Source organism: Rhodopseudomonas sp. RCAM05734 (assembly GCF_052658035.1).
The window spans coordinates 4,851,882-4,870,547 of the sequence record NZ_CP199742.1 but is presented as its reverse complement, the minus strand read 5'-3'; the positions used below and the strand labels follow the sequence as shown (position 1 = coordinate 4,870,547).

The 18,666-nt window shown below is 65.9% G+C and carries 17 protein-coding genes and 1 pseudogene; 5 read left to right on the top strand and 13 right to left on the bottom strand.

The genetic code is table 11. From position 1 onward, the window contains the following. Positions 1-63: 63 nt before the first annotated feature. The 8 genes from accC to ACUXVA_RS22880 all read right to left on the bottom strand — a co-directional run bounded on the left by accC (position 64) and on the right by ACUXVA_RS22880 (position 7,375). Complete coding sequence (accC, locus tag ACUXVA_RS22915; protein WP_265078237.1) at positions 64-1,413, bottom strand: acetyl-CoA carboxylase biotin carboxylase subunit; 1,350 nt, start codon at positions 1,411-1,413, stop codon at positions 64-66. A 188-nt stretch (positions 1,414-1,601) separates the two neighbouring features. Continuing rightward, positions 1,602-2,105, bottom strand: a complete 504-nt coding sequence (accB, locus tag ACUXVA_RS22910) for an acetyl-CoA carboxylase biotin carboxyl carrier protein (protein WP_445488299.1) — start codon at positions 2,103-2,105, stop codon at positions 1,602-1,604. A 38-nt stretch (positions 2,106-2,143) separates the two neighbouring features. Further along, positions 2,144-2,608, bottom strand: a complete 465-nt coding sequence (aroQ, locus tag ACUXVA_RS22905; protein ID WP_445488297.1) for a type II 3-dehydroquinate dehydratase — start codon at positions 2,606-2,608, stop codon at positions 2,144-2,146. Between the two features lie 305 nt (positions 2,609-2,913). Continuing rightward, entirely contained in the window at positions 2,914-3,738 is an 825-nt protein-coding gene (locus ACUXVA_RS22900) for a DUF1236 domain-containing protein (RefSeq protein WP_445488295.1), read from the bottom strand. Between the two features lie 19 nt (positions 3,739-3,757). Beyond that, positions 3,758-4,006 carry a PilZ domain-containing protein gene (locus ACUXVA_RS22895; RefSeq protein WP_445488293.1) on the bottom strand — a complete coding sequence of 83 codons (249 nt, stop codon included), beginning with the start codon at positions 4,004-4,006 and terminating at the stop codon, positions 3,758-3,760. 194 nt (positions 4,007-4,200) lie between these two features. Beyond that, complete coding sequence (gene feoB / locus ACUXVA_RS22890; RefSeq protein WP_445488291.1) at positions 4,201-6,093, bottom strand: ferrous iron transporter B; 1,893 nt, start codon at positions 6,091-6,093, stop codon at positions 4,201-4,203. Between the two features lie 3 nt (positions 6,094-6,096). After that, a complete protein-coding gene (locus ACUXVA_RS22885) occupies positions 6,097-6,354 on the bottom strand; it encodes a FeoA family protein (protein ID WP_265078240.1) in 258 nt (85 codons plus the stop codon). 253 nt (positions 6,355-6,607) lie between these two features. After that, positions 6,608-7,375 (bottom strand): DsbA family protein, encoded by a 768-nt coding sequence (locus ACUXVA_RS22880; protein WP_445488288.1) that lies wholly within the window; start codon positions 7,373-7,375, stop codon positions 6,608-6,610. Between the two features lie 71 nt (positions 7,376-7,446). On the opposite strand from ACUXVA_RS22880, the gene ACUXVA_RS22875 reads away from it, so the two are divergent. Next, positions 7,447-7,668: a hypothetical protein gene (locus tag ACUXVA_RS22875; RefSeq protein ID WP_445488286.1), complete on the top strand. Its 222-nt coding sequence runs from the start codon at positions 7,447-7,449 to the stop codon at positions 7,666-7,668. Here the strand turns inward: ACUXVA_RS22875 and ACUXVA_RS22870 are convergent. The 5 genes from ACUXVA_RS22870 to ACUXVA_RS22850 form a co-directional block, all read right to left on the bottom strand. Then, positions 7,644-8,201: a RidA family protein gene (locus ACUXVA_RS22870; protein WP_445488284.1), complete on the bottom strand. Its 558-nt coding sequence runs from the start codon at positions 8,199-8,201 to the stop codon at positions 7,644-7,646. The two genes, ACUXVA_RS22875 and ACUXVA_RS22870, sit on opposite strands and share 25 nt — an antisense overlap. Positions 8,202-8,206: 5 nt before the next feature. Continuing rightward, positions 8,207-9,295: an NAD(P)/FAD-dependent oxidoreductase gene (locus ACUXVA_RS22865; protein WP_445488282.1), complete on the bottom strand. Its 1,089-nt coding sequence runs from the start codon at positions 9,293-9,295 to the stop codon at positions 8,207-8,209. 4 nt (positions 9,296-9,299) lie between these two features. Then, on the bottom strand, positions 9,300-11,264 hold the full coding sequence (gene goxA, locus ACUXVA_RS22860; protein ID WP_445488280.1) for a CTQ-dependent glycine oxidase GoxA: 1,965 nt from the start codon (positions 11,262-11,264) through the stop codon (positions 9,300-9,302). A gap of 287 nt (positions 11,265-11,551) precedes the next feature. Continuing rightward, positions 11,552-12,454, bottom strand: coding sequence for a dihydrodipicolinate synthase family protein (locus tag ACUXVA_RS22855; RefSeq protein WP_445488278.1), 903 nt, complete (start codon positions 12,452-12,454; stop codon positions 11,552-11,554). A 72-nt stretch (positions 12,455-12,526) separates the two neighbouring features. Beyond that, the gene (locus ACUXVA_RS22850; protein WP_265078246.1) at positions 12,527-13,288 is read right to left on the bottom strand and encodes an SDR family NAD(P)-dependent oxidoreductase; all 762 of its coding nucleotides are present in this window, start codon (positions 13,286-13,288) and stop codon (positions 12,527-12,529) included. Positions 13,289-13,498: 210 nt separating this feature from the next. On the opposite strand from ACUXVA_RS22850, the pseudogene ACUXVA_RS22845 reads away from it, so the two are divergent. The 4 genes and pseudogenes from ACUXVA_RS22845 (at position 13,499) to ACUXVA_RS22830 (ending at position 18,595) form a co-directional block, all read left to right on the top strand. Continuing rightward, positions 13,499-14,252, top strand: a pseudogene (locus tag ACUXVA_RS22845) (FadR/GntR family transcriptional regulator). 17 nt (positions 14,253-14,269) lie between these two features. After that, complete coding sequence (locus ACUXVA_RS22840; protein ID WP_445488276.1) at positions 14,270-15,727, top strand: FAD-binding oxidoreductase; 1,458 nt, start codon at positions 14,270-14,272, stop codon at positions 15,725-15,727. A gap of 51 nt (positions 15,728-15,778) precedes the next feature. Continuing rightward, the gene (locus ACUXVA_RS22835) at positions 15,779-16,756 is read left to right on the top strand and encodes a Bug family tripartite tricarboxylate transporter substrate binding protein (RefSeq protein ID WP_445488274.1); all 978 of its coding nucleotides are present in this window, start codon (positions 15,779-15,781) and stop codon (positions 16,754-16,756) included. A 327-nt stretch (positions 16,757-17,083) separates the two neighbouring features. Then, the gene (locus ACUXVA_RS22830; RefSeq protein WP_445488272.1) at positions 17,084-18,595 is read left to right on the top strand and encodes a L,D-transpeptidase; all 1,512 of its coding nucleotides are present in this window, start codon (positions 17,084-17,086) and stop codon (positions 18,593-18,595) included. Positions 18,596-18,666 lie beyond the last annotated feature (71 nt).

The following is an 18,666-nucleotide window of genomic DNA, read 5'->3' as shown; positions in this document are numbered from 1 at the left end:
CAATACTAACTCCGAATCCAGGCTTCGGTTCCCGGGCGTCGAAGAATATTCCGGGTCTCGTCGTCAGCTGGGTGCCTTGCCGGCGAGATACTGTTCCAGCCAGTGGATGTGGTAATCGCCGTCGATAATGCCGGGTTCGCGGGCCAGTGCCCGGAACAGCGGCAGCGTGGTCTCGATGCCCTCGACGACGATCTCGTCCAGAGCCCGGCGAAGCCGCATCAGGCATTCCGGCCGGTTCTTGCCGTGCACGATCAGCTTGCCGACCAGCGAATCGTAATAGGGCGGGATGACGTAGCCTTGGTAGACCGCCGAATCGATCCGGACGCCAAGGCCGCCGGGCGGGTGATACTGGGTAATCTTGCCGGGGGACGGGCGGAAGGTCTCGGGATTCTCCGCATTGATGCGGCACTCGATCGAGTGGCCGTTGATGATGACCTCTTCCTGGGTGCAGGGCAGGTCGCCGCCGGCGGCGATGCGGATCTGCTCCAGCACCAGATCGATGTCCGTGATCATCTCGGTGACGGGATGCTCGACCTGGATTCGGGTGTTCATTTCGATGAAGTAGAACTCGCCGTCCTCATAGAGGAATTCGATAGTGCCGACGCCGAGATACTGCATTTCCTGCATTGCCTTGGCGCAGGTTGCGCCGATCTTGGCGCGGGCAGCGGCGGTCAGGATGGGCGAGGGGCCTTCTTCCCAGATCTTCTGGTGGCGGCGCTGCAGCGAGCAATCGCGCTCGCCGAGATGGATGGCGCCGCCGCGACCGTCGCCGAGCACCTGGATTTCGATATGGCGCGGTTTCTGCAGGTATTTTTCCAGATAGACCGAGGCGTCGCCGAACGCTGCCTTGGCCTCGTTACCGGCGGTCGACAGCGCCATCATCAGGTCGGCTTCGGTCTCCGCCACCTTCATGCCGCGACCGCCGCCGCCGGAGGCGGCTTTCACCAGCACCGGGAAGCCGATCGCCTTGGCGATGGCCATGGCGTCGTCCTCGGGGCCGACGCCGCCGTCGGAGCCGGGCACCACGGGGATGCCGAGCCGCTTGGCGGTCTTCTTGGCTTCGATCTTGTCGCCCATCAGGCGGATATGCTCGGCCTTCGGGCCGATGAAATGCAGGTTGTGGTCGGCGAGAATCTCGGCGAAGCGCGCATTCTCCGACAGGAATCCGTAGCCGGGGTGCACCGCGTCGGCGCCGGTGATCTCGCAGGCCGCCAGCAATGAGGGAATGTTGAGATAGCTGTCCTTCGAGGACGGCGGCCCGATGCACACGCTCTCGTCGGCAAGGCGCACATGCATGGCGTCGGCGTCGGCCGTGGAGTGCACCGCCACCGTGGCGATGCCCAGCTCCTTGCAGGCCCGCAGGATGCGCAGCGCGATCTCGCCGCGGTTGGCTATCAGGATTTTCTCGAACATCGTTGTCTGCTTTCCGTAGCATCCGCGCGCACCTCGTCATCCACGCCGAAACGCAATTGCGTTTCGGCTGGAGGAGCGTGCGCTCTTGCGCGCGCCTCGAAGGATGGCCGCACGCTCTGAGCACTGGGCCCTCATCCTTCGAGGCTCGCCCTGGCGGGCGAGCGCCTCAGGATGACGGTCGCGTTTTGTTACTCAATGATAACCAGCGGCTCGCCGTATTCCACCGGCGCGCCGTCTTCAACGAGGATCTGCGTCACGGTGCCGGCACGCGGCGCCGGGATCTGGTTCATGGTCTTCATGGCTTCGATGATCACCAGGGTCTGTCCGACGGCCACTTTGGTGCCGACCTCCACGAAGGGGCGCGCGCCGGGCTCCGAGGCCCAATACACGGTGCCGACCATGGGCGAGGGTACGGCGCCCGGATGTTTCGCCGCGTCCACCGCCGGGGCTGCGACCGCGACCGGCGCCGCAGCGGCCGGCGCCTGCATGTAGCCGGCGGATGGCATCGCGGCGGCAATGGATATGTTGCGAGCGACGCGGACGCGCAGACCGGCGCGCTCGACCTCGATCTCGGTGAGGTTGGTTTCGTCGAGCAGCAACGCCAGTTCGCGGATCAGCGCGCCGTCCTCGTTGGACTTCGCTGTCGCGGTCTGGGGTGCTTCAGGCTTCTTGGTTTCAGGCTTGGCGGCCATGGGTGCAATCCGGCTGTTTCAGGAGTGAAGGCGAACCGTCAGACTGCGGTCGCGCCGATTTTCGCGGCAAGGCCGCTGATAGCAAGACGGTATCCTTCGATACCGAAGCCGCACAACGATGCGAACGCGGCCTTGGCGGTAAAGGAATGGTGGCGAAAACTCTCGCGCTGATAGACGTTGCTGACGTGGACTTCCACCGTCGGAATCTTGACGCCGACAAGCGCGTCATGGAGGGCGATCGAGGTGTGCGAATAGCCGCCGGCATTGATGACGATCCCGACCACGCCCTTTTCGCGCGCCTCGTGAATGAAATCGATCAGCTCACCCTCGTGGTTGGACTGCCGGCAATCGGCCGTCAGGCCGAAACGCGCGGCGGCCTCCACGCACAGCTTCTCGACGTCAGCCAGCGTGGCGTGGCCATAGGTCTCGGGCTCGCGGATCCCCAGCAGGTTGAGGTTGGGGCCGTTGAGCACGTAGACGGTCTTGGCAGCCGCCGTGGCCATCGGGAGATCCTGGCAATGTCCGCATTTGGGCGCGGGGCGCGGGTGCCCGGGGGTTATAGGCAGCCTCAACGCCGAGGGGAAGCCTCCTGGGCCCGGGTTCCCCCAGCCAAATACCTCATCCCATTCGCAAAAAGCCACCCGGAACAGGCGTAAACCGCTCGTTAACCACGGTTAAACCTTGGGGCAGAGACGGTGGCGACCGCGCGGAGGTGTCGGTCCGGGTTCCATCGGACTGCGTCGGTCCTGCAGACGGCAAGGGGGCGAGCCTTTCGGCCCGCCCATCGCCGCGCGTGCGAAGGCGCCGATTACGCTTCGAGAACCGCAACGATCTCAAGCGTCCGGGGATTCACCACGATGATTTCGTCGCGGACCAGGAAAAACTCGTAGCCGCGCCAGTCCGGATAGACCGTGACGATTTCCGTCGGGAGCGGATGGAAGTGCACTTCACGCGGCACGCGCGTGCCGACCGAAATCGAGAAGTTGACGTTGGTCACCGGCTGCACCTTCTGCTCCTTGATCACGGTGGTGATCTTGGTGCGCTGCTCGGTAGACAGCTTGCCGGCGGCGCCGGCCTGGCCCGTTGTCGTTGTGGACTTGGTCTCGGTCGACGTGGACTTGGTGTCCGCGGCCTTGGAGCCGGTCGCGCTTTGACCCTCGGCCTTCATGTCCTTGCCGGCTTTCGACGGATCGCTCTTGTCGGTAGCGGTCGTGACGGACTTAGGCACTGCACCATCGCGGCTGGAATCGGTCGCCCGCTGAGCGCCGTTGTCGCGTTTCATCTTGTCGTCGGAAGGCGCGGCCTTGATGTCGGATCCGGTGTCCGATCGCTTCATGGTATCGGTGGCCTCGTCCTTGTTGGTGGGCGCGGCGCGTTCAATCGGTGCCGCGCGATCAGCCGATGGTGCCGACGGTGCGGACTTGGTCGCGCCCGCGGCGGGCGCTTCGCGACTCGCGCCAGGGTTTTGTGCGGTTGCCAGACCGGTTCCGGCGATCAGCGCGGCTGCTGCGACGCTCATCAATAAACGGTTGTTCATCTTGTTCTCCTCCGCTTTTACATTGCCCGTCCGACAACGGGAGGCGAGGAGGGAGGTTCCGAGATAAATCCGCTTCTGCCGGATTCGCTCGGTCACCGGGACGGTATTGATCGCACTATGCGACGGGGGAAAATGACACGCCAATGCGCCGCTCGGTTCGCCACACCACGCGGCAGTGACGCCTGGAGCCATCCGCTTCGACCAGCAGGTCGAATTCGTCGGGGATGCCCAGCGGACTTGCCACATCGAGCGCGGCGCCGGCATCGGACACATTGCGCACCACACAACTGATGCCGCCGCCGCCGAACGTCATGATCGCGGCCTTCAACACACGATGGCGAGTCGCGCTTCTCTTCTCGTCCATGGTCTACGTTACCGCTGGTAAGCCGATCCTCTGTCGGCGCTGTCTAGCGGCCTGCAGTGTAGGTTCCATGACATTCTGGATCGTTAACTCGCGAGTCCGTAGTTTTGCGGACCAGTGTCGAAAATCGGGAAAATGGTACGGGTGCCAGCGGTTTTGGGCGCGGTCCGTGGCAAGCCCTGGCAGGCGCGGCCGACTCAGCCGGCGCCGAGTGCCGCGGCGACGTTGTAGGTGATCAGCGAGGCAATGTAGGCGAGCGCCAGCATGTAGCCGAAGGTGAACGCCATCCACTTCCAGCTGCCGGTTTCGCGGCGGATCACAGCCAGCGTCGACGCGCATTGCGGCGCGAAGATGTACCACACCAGCAGTGACAGCGCGGTAGCTAGGCTCCAGTTTTGCGCCAGCACCTGGCCGATCTGGTCGGCGGCTTCCTTGCCACCCTCGATGGCGTAGACGGTACCGAGTGCTGCCACCGCGACTTCGCGCGCGGCCATGCCGGGGATCAGCGCCACCGCGATCTGCCAGTTGAAGCCGAGCGGCGCCAGCGCCGGCTCGATGAAGCGGCCGATCATCGCCGCCAGGCTGTAGTTGATGGCGGGGCCCTCGGCGCCGGCCGGCGGCTGCGGGAACGAGGCCAGGAACCAGATCAGCACCATCATCGAGAAGATCGTGGTGCCGGCGCGGTGCAGGAACATCTTGGCGCGCATGTAGAGGCCGAGTGCGATGCTCTTCAGCCGCGGTGCCTTGTAGTCCGGCAGCTCCATCATGAACGGCGACGGCTCGTAGTCGCGCCCCATCATCAGTTTCGCCACATAGGACACGCCAAGCGCGCTGCCGATGCCGACGCCGTAGAGGCCGAACATCACCAGCCCCTGCAGGTTGAAGATCCCGAGCACGTCGCGCTGCGGAATGAACGCCGAGATGATCAGCGTGTAGACCGGGATCCGCGCTGAACAGGTCATCAGCGGCGCGATCAGGATGGTGGTCAGGCGGTCGCGTTTGTTGTCGATCACCCGGGTCGCCATGATGCCGGGGATCGCGCAGGCGAAGCTCGACAGCAGCGGGATGAAGGCGCGGCCGTGCAGCCCGGCGCCGCCCATGATGCGGTCCATCAGGAACGCGGCGCGCGCCATGTAGCCGAAATCTTCCAGCAGCAGGATGAACAGGAACAGGATCAGGATCTGCGGCAGGAACACCAGCACGCTGCCGACGCCCGAGATCACGCCGTTCTCCAGGAAGCTCTGCAGCAGTCCCTGGGGCAGGTGGGCGTGGACGAACGCCCCGAGCGCCGCAAAACTGTCGGACAGCAGCTCCATGGTCGGCTGCGCCCAGCCGAACACGGCCTGAAACATGATGAACAGCACCGTCAGCAGGATCAGCATTCCGAACACGGGATGCAGCACCAAGGCGTCGATCCGCGTCGTCATGGTCTCCGGCCGGGTCGGCGGTGTCACCGCGGCGGCGATGATGCGGTCGGCCTCGCGCTGCATGGCGCGCAACGCGCCGGGCGGCATCGCCTGCCGGCTGTTGGCGGCGGGATCGGCGGCGCGGCTCGCCGGCAGGGCATCGATGCGGCTCAGCAACTCGGCGATGCCGCCCTTGCGCACGGCGGTGGCGGTGACCACCGGAATACCCAGCTCTGACGACAGCCGCTCGAGATCGATGACGATGCCCCGGTGGCGCGCCAGGTCGATCATGTTGAGCACGAGCAGCATCGGCCGTCCGACCTGCTTCAGCTCCAGCACCAGGCGAAAGCTGAGCCGCAGGTTGGTGGCGTCGGCGACGCAGACGATGCAGTCGGGCAGAGCCTCGCCACGCATGCCGCCGAGTACCACGTCGCGGGTGATCTGCTCGTCGGGGCTGCGTCCGCGCAGCGAATAGGTGCCGGGCAGGTCGAGCACGGTGACGGCACGGCCGGCAGGGGTCTGGAAGACGCCGGATTTCCGCTCGACGGTGACGCCGGGGTAATTGGCCGCGCGCTGGCGGCTGCCGGTCAGCGCATTGAACAGCGAGGTCTTGCCGCTGTTCGGCGTGCCGACCAAAGCGAGGTTCAACGGCGAGTTCAGAGTGGAAGCCAACGGCGCATGCATCGCTCAGGCGACCATGATGGCCATCGCCTCGCGGCGACGAATGGCGACGGTCGCGTTGTCGACACGGACGGCGATCGGGTCCTTGCCGATCATGCCTTCGTGCAGAATCTCGACGCTGGCGCCTTCGACAAAACCCATCTCGATCAGCCGGCTTTCCAGCTCGGCCGGGGCCAGGATGGAGTTGCAGTCCGCAGCACTGATTGCATGGATTCGCCCGACGAATCCGCGTTTGGCGTGTCCCAGGCAGGTTGGCTCGGTCATCGGTTACGTATCGATTCAGTCAGCGTCGTCGACGGGCAGTATGCACCCCATACATAGGCCAAATCCGGCCTGAAAACTTGCTGCAAATCAGTCGCAGCTTAGAATCCCTATAAACGGGTGAGCGAGGTTCGGCGGCACCTGCCGCGAACGGAATGGGATGCGCCCTGACTAACCCCTTCACGCAATGTTCCCGCAACAAAAAGCCGGCTGCAGTGCAGCCGGCTTCCGTCATTCACAGCGATGGTGGTGCTGGTCAGCAGGTCGCCTTGCCGCAGCGGGCGATGCCGATCTTTTCCTTCAGGGCCTCGGCGCCGACCGCGCCGATGACGACCTGCTTGCCGATCACGTAGCTCGGCGTGCCGTTCATGCCCATGGCTTCGGCGAGCTTGAAGTTTTCCTCGATGGTGGCGCGCACCTCGGGGCTGGTGAGATCCTTCTCCAGTTTCGTCATGTCGAGGCCGGCCTCCTTGGCCGCCGCCATGGCGCGGGCCTTGTCGGCCTGGCCGCGACCGCCGAGCAGCTTCTGGTGGAAGTCGAGGTACTTCTTGCCGGTGGGATCCTGCATGCGCACGGCGACGGCGACCTGTGCGGCTTCCACCGAACCGGGCCCGAGCACCGGGAATTCCTTCAGGACCACCTTGAGCTTCGGATCGGCCTTCATGAGGTCGATCATGTCGGTCATCGCGCGTTTGCAGTAGCCGCAATTATAGTCGAAGAACTCGACGAAGGTGACGTCGCCGTCCTTGTTGCCGACGGTGACGCCGCGCGGCGAGTTGAAGATGATATTGGCATTGGAGGCGATCGCCGCCTGATGCTTCTCGGCCTCGGCGGTGGCCTGGCGCTTGGTCAGTTCGGCCGAGACTTCCTCGAGCACTTCGGGGTGGCTGATCAGGTAATCCTTGATGATCTTCTGGATCTCGCCGCGCTGGGCGTCGTTGAAGCTCTGCGCCGAGGCGACCGCGGGGAGGCCGCAAAGCGCGAGGGCCACCGTAGCGGAGCGAAGAAAACGAAACGACGGCATGGGCAAATGATCCTTTAGGAAAGGCTGGGCGGAAAACAGGTAGATCCGGGAAGCTGCATAGCATTTTCACGGTGAATTACGCGTTATTTGTGGAGGCCGCAGCCGGCCAGCGGCCGCAACTCGCCGTGATCGGCGAAATGGCCCCCGCGACGATCCCCTATACCGCCGGCTTGGCCGGCCTGGCGGCAGGCGCACTCCAGTTCCCGGCCTTTGCGGCGTGCGGACCGGCGTCATCCGCACGCGCCGATGAAAAGGTCGATTCGTGCCGTCAGTTCTTTTTGGCCGGCGCGTAGAAGGTGGCGTCGACTTCGGCGATGTCGTCCTGATCGAGCTTGCGGACTTCCAGCACGGTGCGCGGCGGATAGGGACCCTTGCCCCACAGGTCTTCCTGCACCTTGTTGACGAGCGGCCGATAGCGCACGACGTCGGACACGTAGATGGTCAGGCGCACCGCGTCCTGCAGGGTGGCGCCCTCGGCTTCGGCGACCTGCTTCATGTTGATGAACATCTGGCGGATGCGCGCTTCGTCGCCCTCGACCAGCTTGCTGGTCGCGGGATCGACGCCGCGCATGCCGCCGACGAAAATGAAGTCGCCGGCCCGGGCGCCGACGCTCCACGATCCGCTCGGCGTGATGCCGCCCTTGACCGGCGGAATGATCTTGACGGCCTCGGCCTGCGCCGGTCCGGCGACGGAGACCAGCAGCGTGGAGGAGAGAACGGCAGCGATACGCAGGCAGGACAGCATGACAACCTCTTTGGCGGGAATGACGCTCGATGTTGGGTCGAGCCCGGTGGACGTGGATCGACGGGTGAGGGCGATGGCCATGGGGGTCAGGCCATCGCGGGCGCGGCGTGGCTTCGCCGCCGCCAGAACGATGCGTCGCTGAAGCGTCGTTCCGACGCATACATCGCGCGCTGCGTGGTCAGGAAGGACGCGATGCCTTCGAGAAAGCGTCGCTCATAATCCTTGGCTTGGCTGTCGTTGCCGGCAAGAAGGCCGATCGCGCTTTCCGCGGCCTGGATGCCGCTCCACAGCGCCGTGGCGAGGCCGTTGGCGCCCAGCGGATCGAGTGCGCTGGCGGCATCGCCGGCACGGATGATGCGGTGTTCGATCAGCCTCACCTGGGTTGCGGTGCTGGCGGGCGCGAAACTCAATGCGCCTGATGCCGTCGGATCGAGGCCGAGACTGTCGAGCCGTGCCGCGATCGCTTGGGTCTGCGACAGCAACTGACGGAGCAATGCGGGATCCTTGCGCAGTCCCGGCGGCAGCAGATCGGAGTCGGTGAAGTAGCACAGCAGGCTGCGGCCGCCAGGCATCACGGTCATGTACCACCAGCCGTCGGCGACGGCCTCGACCAGCGTCGCCGCCACGGCATCCACGTCGTCATCGAGCGTGAGCACGCAGTAGCAGCCAACCAGCCTGTCGAGACGGCGGAGCGGGGTGTCGGGTCCGGCGGTCACAGCCGCCCGGCCGGTGCAATCGATGACATGGGCGGCGTCGATCGACGCGCCGTCGGCCAGCGCGATCGTCACCTGGGAAGGTCCTTGCGACAGTTGCCGCGCTTCGGTGCGGCGGCGCGCGATGCCGGCGGTGTCGAGCGTATCGGCCATGCGGGCTTCCAGGCGCCGGCGGTCGATGTGCCAGCCCGGTTGCTCGTCCTGATGCGAGGTGTCGCGCCGCAGCGCCGCGCTGCCCCATAGGGAGTAGCGTCCTTGACACTGCGTGGCCGTCTCTGCGTCGAGCAGATCCAGCCAGCCGAGGCGTTCGAGATATGGCGAGGCGCGAAACGACAGCGTCTCGCCGCGGCTGGCGACATCCGGCTCCGGCGCGACCAGCAGCGGACGAAGTCCGCGCTGGAGCAGCGTGCGGGCACAGGCCATGCCCGCCATGCCCGCGCCGAGGATAACGACGTCCGGCATTCCGTTAGGTCGGCTTCCTGTCGGTTGCGAGCGACATCTTGCCGCGCTGCACCTCGACATAGATGTCCTTCGGCACGCCCGGCAGATCGCCCGGTCCGGAGCGGCGCACCACGACGCCCATCTGTGTCCACAATTCGATCATGCGTCGCAGGCCGTCGGTGTAGCCGGCCTCCACATGCAGGCCGGTGCCGGCAGCGCCGCGCGACCACGCCACGCGGGCGTGGTAGAAGCGCATCCGGTCTTCCGGCGACAGGTCCTTGCGCAGCATCTGCGCGTAGAAGCCCTCCGGCAGCACGTCCACCGGCAGCAAGGCAGGCCACCACACGGGGGTCGGAAAGCCTTCCGCCGTCTGCACCGACTGACAGCTGAAGGCGTCGCCCTGCCACGGCACGCCCATCCAGCGCGTAAGGTCGCCCGGCGCCTGCGGTCCCACCGGCGCGCCGTCGTCGCGTTTGGTTGGGTGCCCGGCGAAGACGTTATGCGGGTTGAGCTGGAAGCCGACATCCTGGACCAGGGTCTTGCGCTTCGACAGCGCGATGCGGAACGGCAACGGCGTTTCAGTGGTGGAACGATAGAGCCCGGCATGGCGGATTGGCCATGTGATCTCGACGCCCGGATGGAATGCGCCGCCCGAACAGGCGTCCAGCGCCGCGCGGGTAAGAGCTTCCGGCCGCTGCGACAGCGGCAGGTCGTCGAGCTTGCCGATGGCATCGGCCGCGGCATCGTTGAAGTCGTTGGTGAACTCGCCCTTCGCCCAGCGCGCCAGCATCGCATATTGGGTTGCGGTGAGCGTGAGCCAGCCGACCGGACTTCCCGGGAAGTTGACGCCGTCGCCGAGCATGGGCGGCAATGCGTTGGCGCGCTGGTCGCTGCCGCCGGGCTTGCGGAATGCCGCCAGGACCTTCTCGCGGGTCGGGCGCATCTGTTCGGAGGGATCGGCGAGCGTCTTCACCACCGAAGGATCGGTGAGGTCGTCGAGATCGCTCCAGGCCTTGCTGAGATAGGACGCCTGCGCGATCCACTGCATCAGGCCGGCGCGGCGCAGCACTGGAAGCACGTCCTGGCGGAACGACACCGGACCGCTTGCCGGCTTGATGTGCCCCGATGCGATCATCGCTTCGCGTGCGGCGTCGTACAGGCTGACGATCGGCTCGATCTGGGGTGCGAATTTCGGACCGCAGCAGACCACCCACGCCGACTCGCAGTCGATGTCGGCGCCGCCGATATTGACGCTGGCCTTGACCCAGCCGTCGCACCAGTCGTCGTGCCATCCGTCATTGTTGGTGAAATCGCGGACCGGATTTTGCGGCAGAGCGGTGTTGGATACGCCGTCGCCGGGAAACACCAGCAGGCGACCGGCATCGTCGGTGCGCAGATGACCGAGCGTGACGGGAATCGTCTTCCAGAACCGGCCGGCAATGCGATAGGCTTGGTCGCGACCGTCGGCGTTCTTCGAGGCGCCATCGATCCGGACCTCGCCCGGATTGATGACCAGCATCTCTTCGCGCAGAGCGGGCTCGATATCGGCATTGCGTAGCGCGTTGGGAATGCCGGGCGCATCCGTGCCGCCGTCCATCGCGTTGGAGTAGCCGTACCAGGCCGCCTTGCTGTTGGCGACGTGAACGCTCCAGCGCAGGCCGTCGGCTGCGCCGAGTTCGCGCACCACGCGGCCCTGATCGTCGTAACCGTAGACGCGGAAGCGCTGTACTTGTTTCTTGACCCGGTTCGGTCCCTGCTTGAATCCGCCCTCGGGCTCGGTCATCAACCCCGGAACTTCGGGAGCGAGAAACCACTGGTCGCCGTTGCCGACGCGCGAAAATCCGATCGCCGGAAACACTGCGGCACGCACGATGCGCGCTCCGGCGGGCGCCGGCTCCTGCGCCTGCAGCGGCAATACGGCTGCCTTGAAAAGGGTCGGCGCGGCAAATCCGAATGCGGTGGCGGAGAGCAGGAAATCGCGACGCTTCATCGGTCAGTAACTCCAGTGCTGGATCGCTCGCCAACAGCGGCGATGCGCCGCAGCGACGGCTTCGCGCGCTGCGGTCCTCGGACCGAACTAACACTGGATCGATAAGCAAATGTGAATCGAGATGTGTGGCTGCGTCGTTGAGAGCATACGGCGCGATGCGTCGTTCCGCGACGACACGGTTCCATCGCGCGGAACACGATGTGCTCCGTCGACGACTCGGATGGAACAGCGGCTGCACGCGCCATCCTGACGCGATTGCAAATCGCGTCAGGTAGCGGCGTTCGACGTCAGGATGCGTCGAATGACGCGTTGACCGTTGCCGCTTCCTCTGCCGTCAGCGGGGTCAGCGGCGGTCGCTGCCGCGTCCAGCTGTCGTGGCCGTATCGTTTGGCCAGCAGGGTTTTCAGCGACGCCATCTGAGCGAAGCGCGACACGGTGTTGCGCGCCGCGACGATCCGTTCCTGCGCGGCGGCGACCTGCGGCTGGCGGGCTTCGTCGGCGTAGCCGGCGAACACGGTGGCAAGATCCGACGCCACTAGGTTGGAGGTGGCCGTGATGCAGCCGGCGCCGCCCTTCGGCAGCAGCGACAGCATCAGCGGATCGGCGCCCACCAGCACCGAGAAGCCGGGGAAACGTTCGACGATGGCGCTCATGTTGGCGAAGTCGCCGGACGAATCCTTGATGCCGACCACGGTCTGCGGAAATTTTTCGCGCAGTCGGGCGATGACGTCGAGCGATAGCGGCACGCTCGACATTTGCGGGATGTGATACAGCACCACGCGCAGGCGGGGATCGTCGATACGCTCGATGATTTCCGAGTAGGCCGCCACGATGCCGTCATCGGACACGCCCTTGTAGTAGAACGGCGGCAGCATCACCACGGTCTGCACGCCCTGCGCCAGCGCGTGCTTGGTCAACTCCACGGTTTCCATGAAGGAGGCCACGCCGGTGCCCGGCAGCAGTTGCGACGGGGCGACGCCGGATTTCAGCACCGCCTCGAGCAGGTCCATGCGTTCGCGCGACGACAGCGAGTTCGCCTCACCGGTGGTGCCGAGCATGGCAATCCCGGTGCAGCCATCGTCCAGCAGGCGCTTGCAGTGCGCCGCGAACAATGCGTGGTCCGGCGATAGGTCGGCGTTGAAGGGCGTCAGCGCGGCGCAGAACACGCCGGTCGGAAAGGGGGCTGTCATGATGCTCGAACCTTGGCAGGAATGTTTCAGGATGCAGCGGTGTGGCTGCGGGCAGTCAGGGCAAGGCAGTCGTCACGGCATGATCTGTCCGCCGTTGACCTCGATGACCTGTCCGGTGATGTAGCTGCTCATGGTTTCGTCGGCGAGGAACTCATAGGCGCCGACGCAATCCTCGGGCGTGCCGATGCGGCCGAGCGGAATGCCCTGGCGCGCGCCTTCGAGCTGTTCGGCGGTCGAATAGCGCTGATGGAACGGCGTCATGATCACGCCGGGCGCCACTGCATTGGCGCGCGCGCCGAATGGCGCCAGTTCCTTGGCCAGGACGCGCGTCATGGTGCTGACGAAGCCCTTCGCCGATCCGTACAGTCCGGCGCCGCCGCCGCCGCCGTTGCGGGCGGCCACCGAGGTGGTGTTGATGATGCAGCCGGAGCCCTGTTCGGTGAGGATCCTGGCGGCTTTGCGCGAGGCAAAGAACACCGATCCGATATTCAGATTGACGACGTCGTCATACTGCGCGTCGGTCGCGTCGGCGATGGCCGTGCGGCCGAACATGGCGCCGGCATTGTTGATGAGGACGTCGATCCGTCCCAGCCTGGCGTGCGCCTCGTCGATCACGCGCTCGCACTCGCGGCGGTCGGACACATCGCCGCGCAGCAGGTCGGCGCTGCCGCCGGCGGCGCGCACGTCGGCTGCGACTTCCTCGGCGCCGTCGGCATTGCCGTTGTAGTGCACGATGAGGCGGGCACCCAACGCCCCGAAACGCCGCGCCACCGCCGCGCCGATTCCCGAACTTGCACCAATAATGACGATCGCCTTGCCGTTCAGTCCGCTCACCCGTCGCGCCTCCCCGTGGCGCAAACCAGCTTGCACCTGGCGCTACGATCTACACCGCGTGACAAGTTGTCAACATTGCTGCCGAAAACTGCCGGTGATGAAAAATCCTATGCATAATTGGTGTTTTATCAAATACTTGAGTGTGTCAGTCCGCGCACTAGCCAAAATAACATGTTGACAAGTTCAGCCGCGCCTCACAATCCTTCGGTCATGATCGACAAATCAGCAGATCCGTCCGGCGTCCCGACACCGCCCGCAGCGCGCGCTGCAGGGTCGCTCGTCGACAAGGTCTATGGCCAGTCTGGTCCAGCGCATCGCCAGCGGCGAGTATCCGCCCGACCAGAAGCTGCCGGGCGAGCACGATCTTGCCAGCCTGCTCAACGTGTCGCGTCCCGTGGTCCGCGATGCGCTCAGCCGGCTGCGCGAAGAGGGGCTGATCTATTCCCGCCAGGGCTCGGGAAGCTTCGTGCATGCCCGCGCCGAACACCGGCCGCTGGGGTTTGCGCGGGTCGAGACCATCGCCGACATCCAGCGCTGCTTCGAATTCCGCATCACCATGGAATCCGACGCGGCGCATTTTGCCGCCATGCGCCGCAACGAGGCCGGTCTGGAGAAGATGGTGGCGGCGCTGGCTTTGCTGAACGAGGCGACGCGCAAGCTGCGCCACCGCGAGGACGCGGATTTTTCCTTTCATCTTGCCGTCGCCGAAGCAGCGAACAACCACTATTTCTCGACCTCCCTGAATGCTCTCAAGGAGCACGTGGCGGTCGGCATGAAGCTGCACGGGCTGTCGCTGGTCGGCGCGCCGTCCGGACTGGAACAGGTCTACGACGAGCACCGCAGCATCTATCAGGCGATCCGCGACCGCGACGCCGACGCGGCGCGCGCGGCCATGCGCCATCATCTGGAAAGCTCGCGCGATCGTCTGTTCGAAGGCCGCCTGCTGGATCTGTCGTTCCGATGACGGCGGCAGGCGAGGCCATGTCGAACAGTCTGCCGCGCAGCATCGACGCGCCCGAATTGTTGCGTGAGCTGGCGGCAATCGTCGGCGCCAAACATGTCATCGGCGCGGACGGCGATCTCGATCCCTATGTGGTCGACTGGCGCGGCCGCTATCGCGGTACGGCGCTCGCCGTGGTCAAGCCCGGCAACACCGCCGAGGTCGCGGCGGTGGTCAAGGCCTGCGTGGCGCGCCGCGTGGCGATCGTGCCGCAGGGCGGCAACACCGGCATGTGCGGCGCTGCGACGCCCGTCGGCGACGGTCCGATGATCGTGCTGCGGCTCGACCGCCTCAACCGCATTCGCGCCGTCAGCCGGCTCGGCGACGCCATCGCGGTGGATGCCGGCTGCATCCTGGCGCAGGTGCAGGCGGCGGCAGAAGGTGTCGACCGGTTGTTTCCCCTCAGCCTCGGGGCCGAAGGCTCGTGCCAGATCGGCGGCAACCTCTCGACCAACGCCGGCGGCACCGCGGTGCTGCGTTACGGCACCACGCGCGAACTGACCTTGGGTCTGGAAGTGGTGCTGCCGAACGGCGACATCCTCGATGTGATGACCAGCCTGCGCAAGGACTCCACCAGCTTCGATACCAAGCAGCTGTTCATTGGCGCCGAGGGGACCTTGGGCATCATCACCGGCGCCGTACTGAAGCTGTTTCCAAGGCCGCGCCAGCGCGCGGTGGCATTTGCCAAGGCCGGCTCGATCGAGAGCGTGCTGGATCTGCTGGCCAGGGCGCGCGCCGCGCTCGGCGACCGCATCAACGCATTCGAACTGATGTCGCGCGGCCAGATCGAGGTGATCGCCGAGAACCTGCCCGACGTGGCCATCCCGTTTGCGCTCGACGCGCCGTGGTATGTCCTGGTCGAGATCGTCGACACGCTGGCCAGCAACGACCTCAATGCCGCGCTGGAGCAACTGCTCGCGGCGGCCTTCGACGACGACCTGCTCAGCGACGCGCTGATCGCGGCCAGCGAGACCCAGGCCGCCACGTTCTGGAAGATCCGGCACAGCGTCTCCGAGGGCAGCAAGCGCGCCGGCTACGTCATCTCCCACGACAGCGCGGTGCCGCTCGAGCATCAGGCTACGTTCGTCACCCGGGTGGAGCAGCGCATCGCCGCGTTGCGGCCCGACGCGCGGGTGGTGATGCACGGCCATGTCGGCGACGGCAACATCCACATTCTGGCGATCATCCCCGGCGTCGCACCTGACCAGCGAGACGCGCTGCAGGACACGGTGCGCGCCGTCAACGCCATCGTCGATGAGGAAACCAGCGCGCTCGGCGGCAGCATCAGCGCCGAACACGGCATCGGCATCGCCAACCGCGACCGGCTGGCGCGCGTCACCTCGCCGGTCGAGATGGCGTTGCTGCGCAACGTCAAGCAGCTGCTCGACCCGCACGACATCATGAATCCGGGAAAGGTCCTGGCGTTGCCGGCCGGCTAGCGCTTGCGACACCAACCGCGACAATCGAAAAAAACAAAACGAGGAAATGCTATGAAACTGACATCGACACTGCTCGCGGCCGCTTGTGTGCTGCTTGCGCCGTTCGCCGGGGCCCAGGCCCAGGACGCCTACCCGACACGGGCGGTCACCATCGTCGTGCCGTTCTCCGCCGGCGGCACCGCCGATATTTTCGCCCGCATGGTCGGCGAGCATCTGCAGAAGAAACTGGGACAGCCGTTCCTGATCGAGAATGTCGGCGGCGCCGGCAGCATCATCGGCGTCACCCGCGTCGCCCGTGCGGCGCCGGACGGCTACACCATCGGGCTGGCGAGCACGTCGGCACTGTCGATCAATCCAACGCTGTACGGTGACAAGTTGACCTATCAGCCTGACAAGGATCTGGTCCCGATCGCCCAGATCAGCGTGGTGCCCAACGCACTGGTGGTCAATCCCTCGCGCATCGCCGCGCGCACGGTGCCCGATCTGATCGCCTATATGAAGGCCAATCCGGGCAAGGTCACATTCGGCTCGGCCGGTGCCGGCACCTCCCAGCATCTGGCCGGTGAACTGTTCCAGCAGATGACCGGCACCACCATGGTTCACGTGCCCTACAAGGGCTCGAGCCAGATGGTCACCGACCTGCTGAGCGGCCAGATCGACCTGGCGTTCGATAACATCCCCCTGTTGCTGCCCCACGCCGCGAGCGGCACGCTAGCCCTGCTGGCGGTGGCGACGCCGAAGCGCGCCGATTTCGATCCGAAGCTGCCGGCGGTTGCCGAATATCTGCCCGGTTTCGAGGCGGTGGCCTGGCACGGTTTCATTGCGCCGGCCAACACGCCCAAGCCGATCATCGACAAGCTGTCGGCCGAGATCCGGGCATTCATGCAGTTGCCGGCGACCGCCAAGAAGATGGCCGAGCTCGGCGCGGTCGCGGTTGCGGTCGAGCCGGAGGAATTCTCCCGCACCATAGCGAGCGAGACAAAGCGCTGGAAGACCGTGATCGAAACGGCCAACATCAAGATGAACTGATCCCGCAACGGGGCGCAGCGGCGAAGGCGACCGCTGCGCCGATCTGTCCGATATGCGGAACCACGGTTTCGATCGTGCGTGCAGGGTCCCGATGGTGGCGACTGCGCCATACGATAGTCGATCCGGCTCGGAGGCTGGATAAGTGCACGCATCGGTCGCGCGCCGCCTTCCTCCTGCCCAGGCTGTCGTATAAGAGAGCGATGTCGCCGGAACGTACCGGATCGTCCCAGCAGCGAACCGGTGCGGACGGTGACGGCGTTTCCCTTCGTGCGGGAAACGCCATTCGGTAGCCGCAGGCGCGGGCAGGTCTTTCAACCGGGGCAGGGCATGGTTCTTCGATTCTCGACGGCGCAATCCAGCGTGACGATGGCACTCGCGGTGATGGCCGCCGTGACGGCGCTCTCCGCCCCGGCCGCGGCAAAACCGAAACGCCCCGCGGCGGCTGTCGAGGCGACGGCGCCGCGCGAGGCCGGCGAGCCGATCATGGCGATCGTCTCGATCAAGTCCCAGCAGGTCACACTCTACGACGCCGATGGCTGGATCTTTCGCGCGCCGGTGTCAACCGGCACCACGGGCCGCGAGACGCCGGCCGGCGTGTTCGCATTGCTCGAAAAGGACAAGGACCACCGTTCGACCATGTACGACGATGCCTGGATGCCGCACATGCAGCGCATCACATGGAATGGCGTCGCGCTGCATGGCGGGCCGCTGCCGGGCTACGCCGCGTCCCACGGTTGCGTGCGGATGCCGTTCGGCTTCGCGGAAAAGCTGTTCGACAAGACACGGATCGGCATGCGGGTGATCATCTCGCCGAACGACACGGCCCCGGTCGCATTCTCCCACCCGTCGCTGCTGGTCCCGAACCCGGACGCCATCGCGGCGGCGCCGGCGCGGGCCGAGACTCTCGCCCGCGAGGCCGCCGACGCCGCGAAGGCCGCCGACGAGGCCAAGCAGGCCGCCGCCACAGTAGCGCGCGAAACGGCTGCGCTCACCGCGTCGCTGCGCAAGCTGCAAAAGCTCAAGGCTCGCGCCGACGCTGTACTGGCGTCGGCCGACAAGAAGCTGGCCGCTGCAAAGACGGACGACGCCAGAGCGCGAGCCGAGGAAGTGAAACAGAAGGCCGCCGTCAGCGCCGCCGAACTGGCCAGCCAGCTGGAAACCGCCACGTCCGCCGCGGCGTCGAAACCCACCGTTGCCGCTACGAAGGAGGCCGCCAAGGCAGCCCAGGCGCGCAAGGCTGACGCCGCCAAGGCGGCCAGCGACGCGAAGCTCGCGCTGGAGCCGGTCTCGATCTACATCAGCCGCGAGACGCAGAAACTTTACGTCCGACGCAACACCCACAAGCAGGCGCCGGACGGCGGTGGCGAAGTGTTCGATTCGAGCATCGAGGCGCCCGTCACCATCCGCAATCCCGACCAGCCGATCGGCACCCATGTGTTCACGGCGGTGGCGCGTGAGGGGGCGGGCCTGCGCTGGACCGCGGTCAGCATCGACAACGGTGACGACGCCAGGAACGCGCTGGATCGCATCACCATTCCGCAGGAGGTGATCGACCGCATCGCGCCCACGGCCATGCCGCGCTCTTCGATCGTCATCTCCGACGAACCGCTGAGCAAGGAGACCAACTATCGCACCGAGTTCGTGGCGGTGCTGGCCAACCAGCCACAAGGCGGCTTCATCACCCGCCAGCCGACGGCGATTGCGACCCGCGATGTCCAGGAGGACGACGACGGCTTCGGTTTCTTCTCGCCCCGCAACTGGGGCGGTCAGCCGGTCCAGCCCGTGGATCCGCGGCGCGGCGGTCAACCCTATCGCCCGATGCAGCGCGGCTGGTGGTAGGCGACGCAACGACACGTCGAGCGGCTTCGCGAAGGCGGCGCGTTCGCGCGCCGATGTCGAGTGTCGCGCGG

Excerpts from the sequence above, each read along its gene's own strand:
- accC (WP_265078237.1), bottom strand. The coding sequence starts at position 1,413 with ATGTTCGAGAAAATCCTGATAGCCAACCGCGGCGAGATCGCGCTGCGC.
- accB (WP_445488299.1), bottom strand. The coding sequence starts at position 2,105 with ATGGCCGCCAAGCCTGAAACCAAGAAGCCTGAAGCACCCCAGACCGCG.
- aroQ (WP_445488297.1), bottom strand. The coding sequence starts at position 2,608 with ATGGCCACGGCGGCTGCCAAGACCGTCTACGTGCTCAACGGCCCCAAC.
- ACUXVA_RS22895 (WP_445488293.1), bottom strand. The coding sequence starts at position 4,006 with ATGGACGAGAAGAGAAGCGCGACTCGCCATCGTGTGTTGAAGGCCGCG.
- feoB (WP_445488291.1), bottom strand. The coding sequence starts at position 6,093 with ATGCATGCGCCGTTGGCTTCCACTCTGAACTCGCCGTTGAACCTCGCT.
- ACUXVA_RS22885 (WP_265078240.1), bottom strand. The coding sequence starts at position 6,354 with ATGACCGAGCCAACCTGCCTGGGACACGCCAAACGCGGATTCGTCGGG.
- ACUXVA_RS22880 (WP_445488288.1), bottom strand. The coding sequence starts at position 7,375 with ATGCCGTCGTTTCGTTTTCTTCGCTCCGCTACGGTGGCCCTCGCGCTT.
- ACUXVA_RS22870 (WP_445488284.1), bottom strand. The coding sequence starts at position 8,201 with ATGGCCATCGCCCTCACCCGTCGATCCACGTCCACCGGGCTCGACCCA.
- ACUXVA_RS22865 (WP_445488282.1), bottom strand. The coding sequence starts at position 9,295 with ATGCCGGACGTCGTTATCCTCGGCGCGGGCATGGCGGGCATGGCCTGT.
- goxA (WP_445488280.1), bottom strand. The coding sequence starts at position 11,264 with ATGAAGCGTCGCGATTTCCTGCTCTCCGCCACCGCATTCGGATTTGCC.
- ACUXVA_RS22855 (WP_445488278.1), bottom strand. The coding sequence starts at position 12,454 with ATGACAGCCCCCTTTCCGACCGGCGTGTTCTGCGCCGCGCTGACGCCC.
- ACUXVA_RS22840 (WP_445488276.1), top strand. The coding sequence starts at position 14,270 with ATGTCGAACAGTCTGCCGCGCAGCATCGACGCGCCCGAATTGTTGCGT.
- ACUXVA_RS22835 (WP_445488274.1), top strand. The coding sequence starts at position 15,779 with ATGAAACTGACATCGACACTGCTCGCGGCCGCTTGTGTGCTGCTTGCG.
- ACUXVA_RS22830 (WP_445488272.1), top strand. The coding sequence starts at position 17,084 with ATGGTTCTTCGATTCTCGACGGCGCAATCCAGCGTGACGATGGCACTC.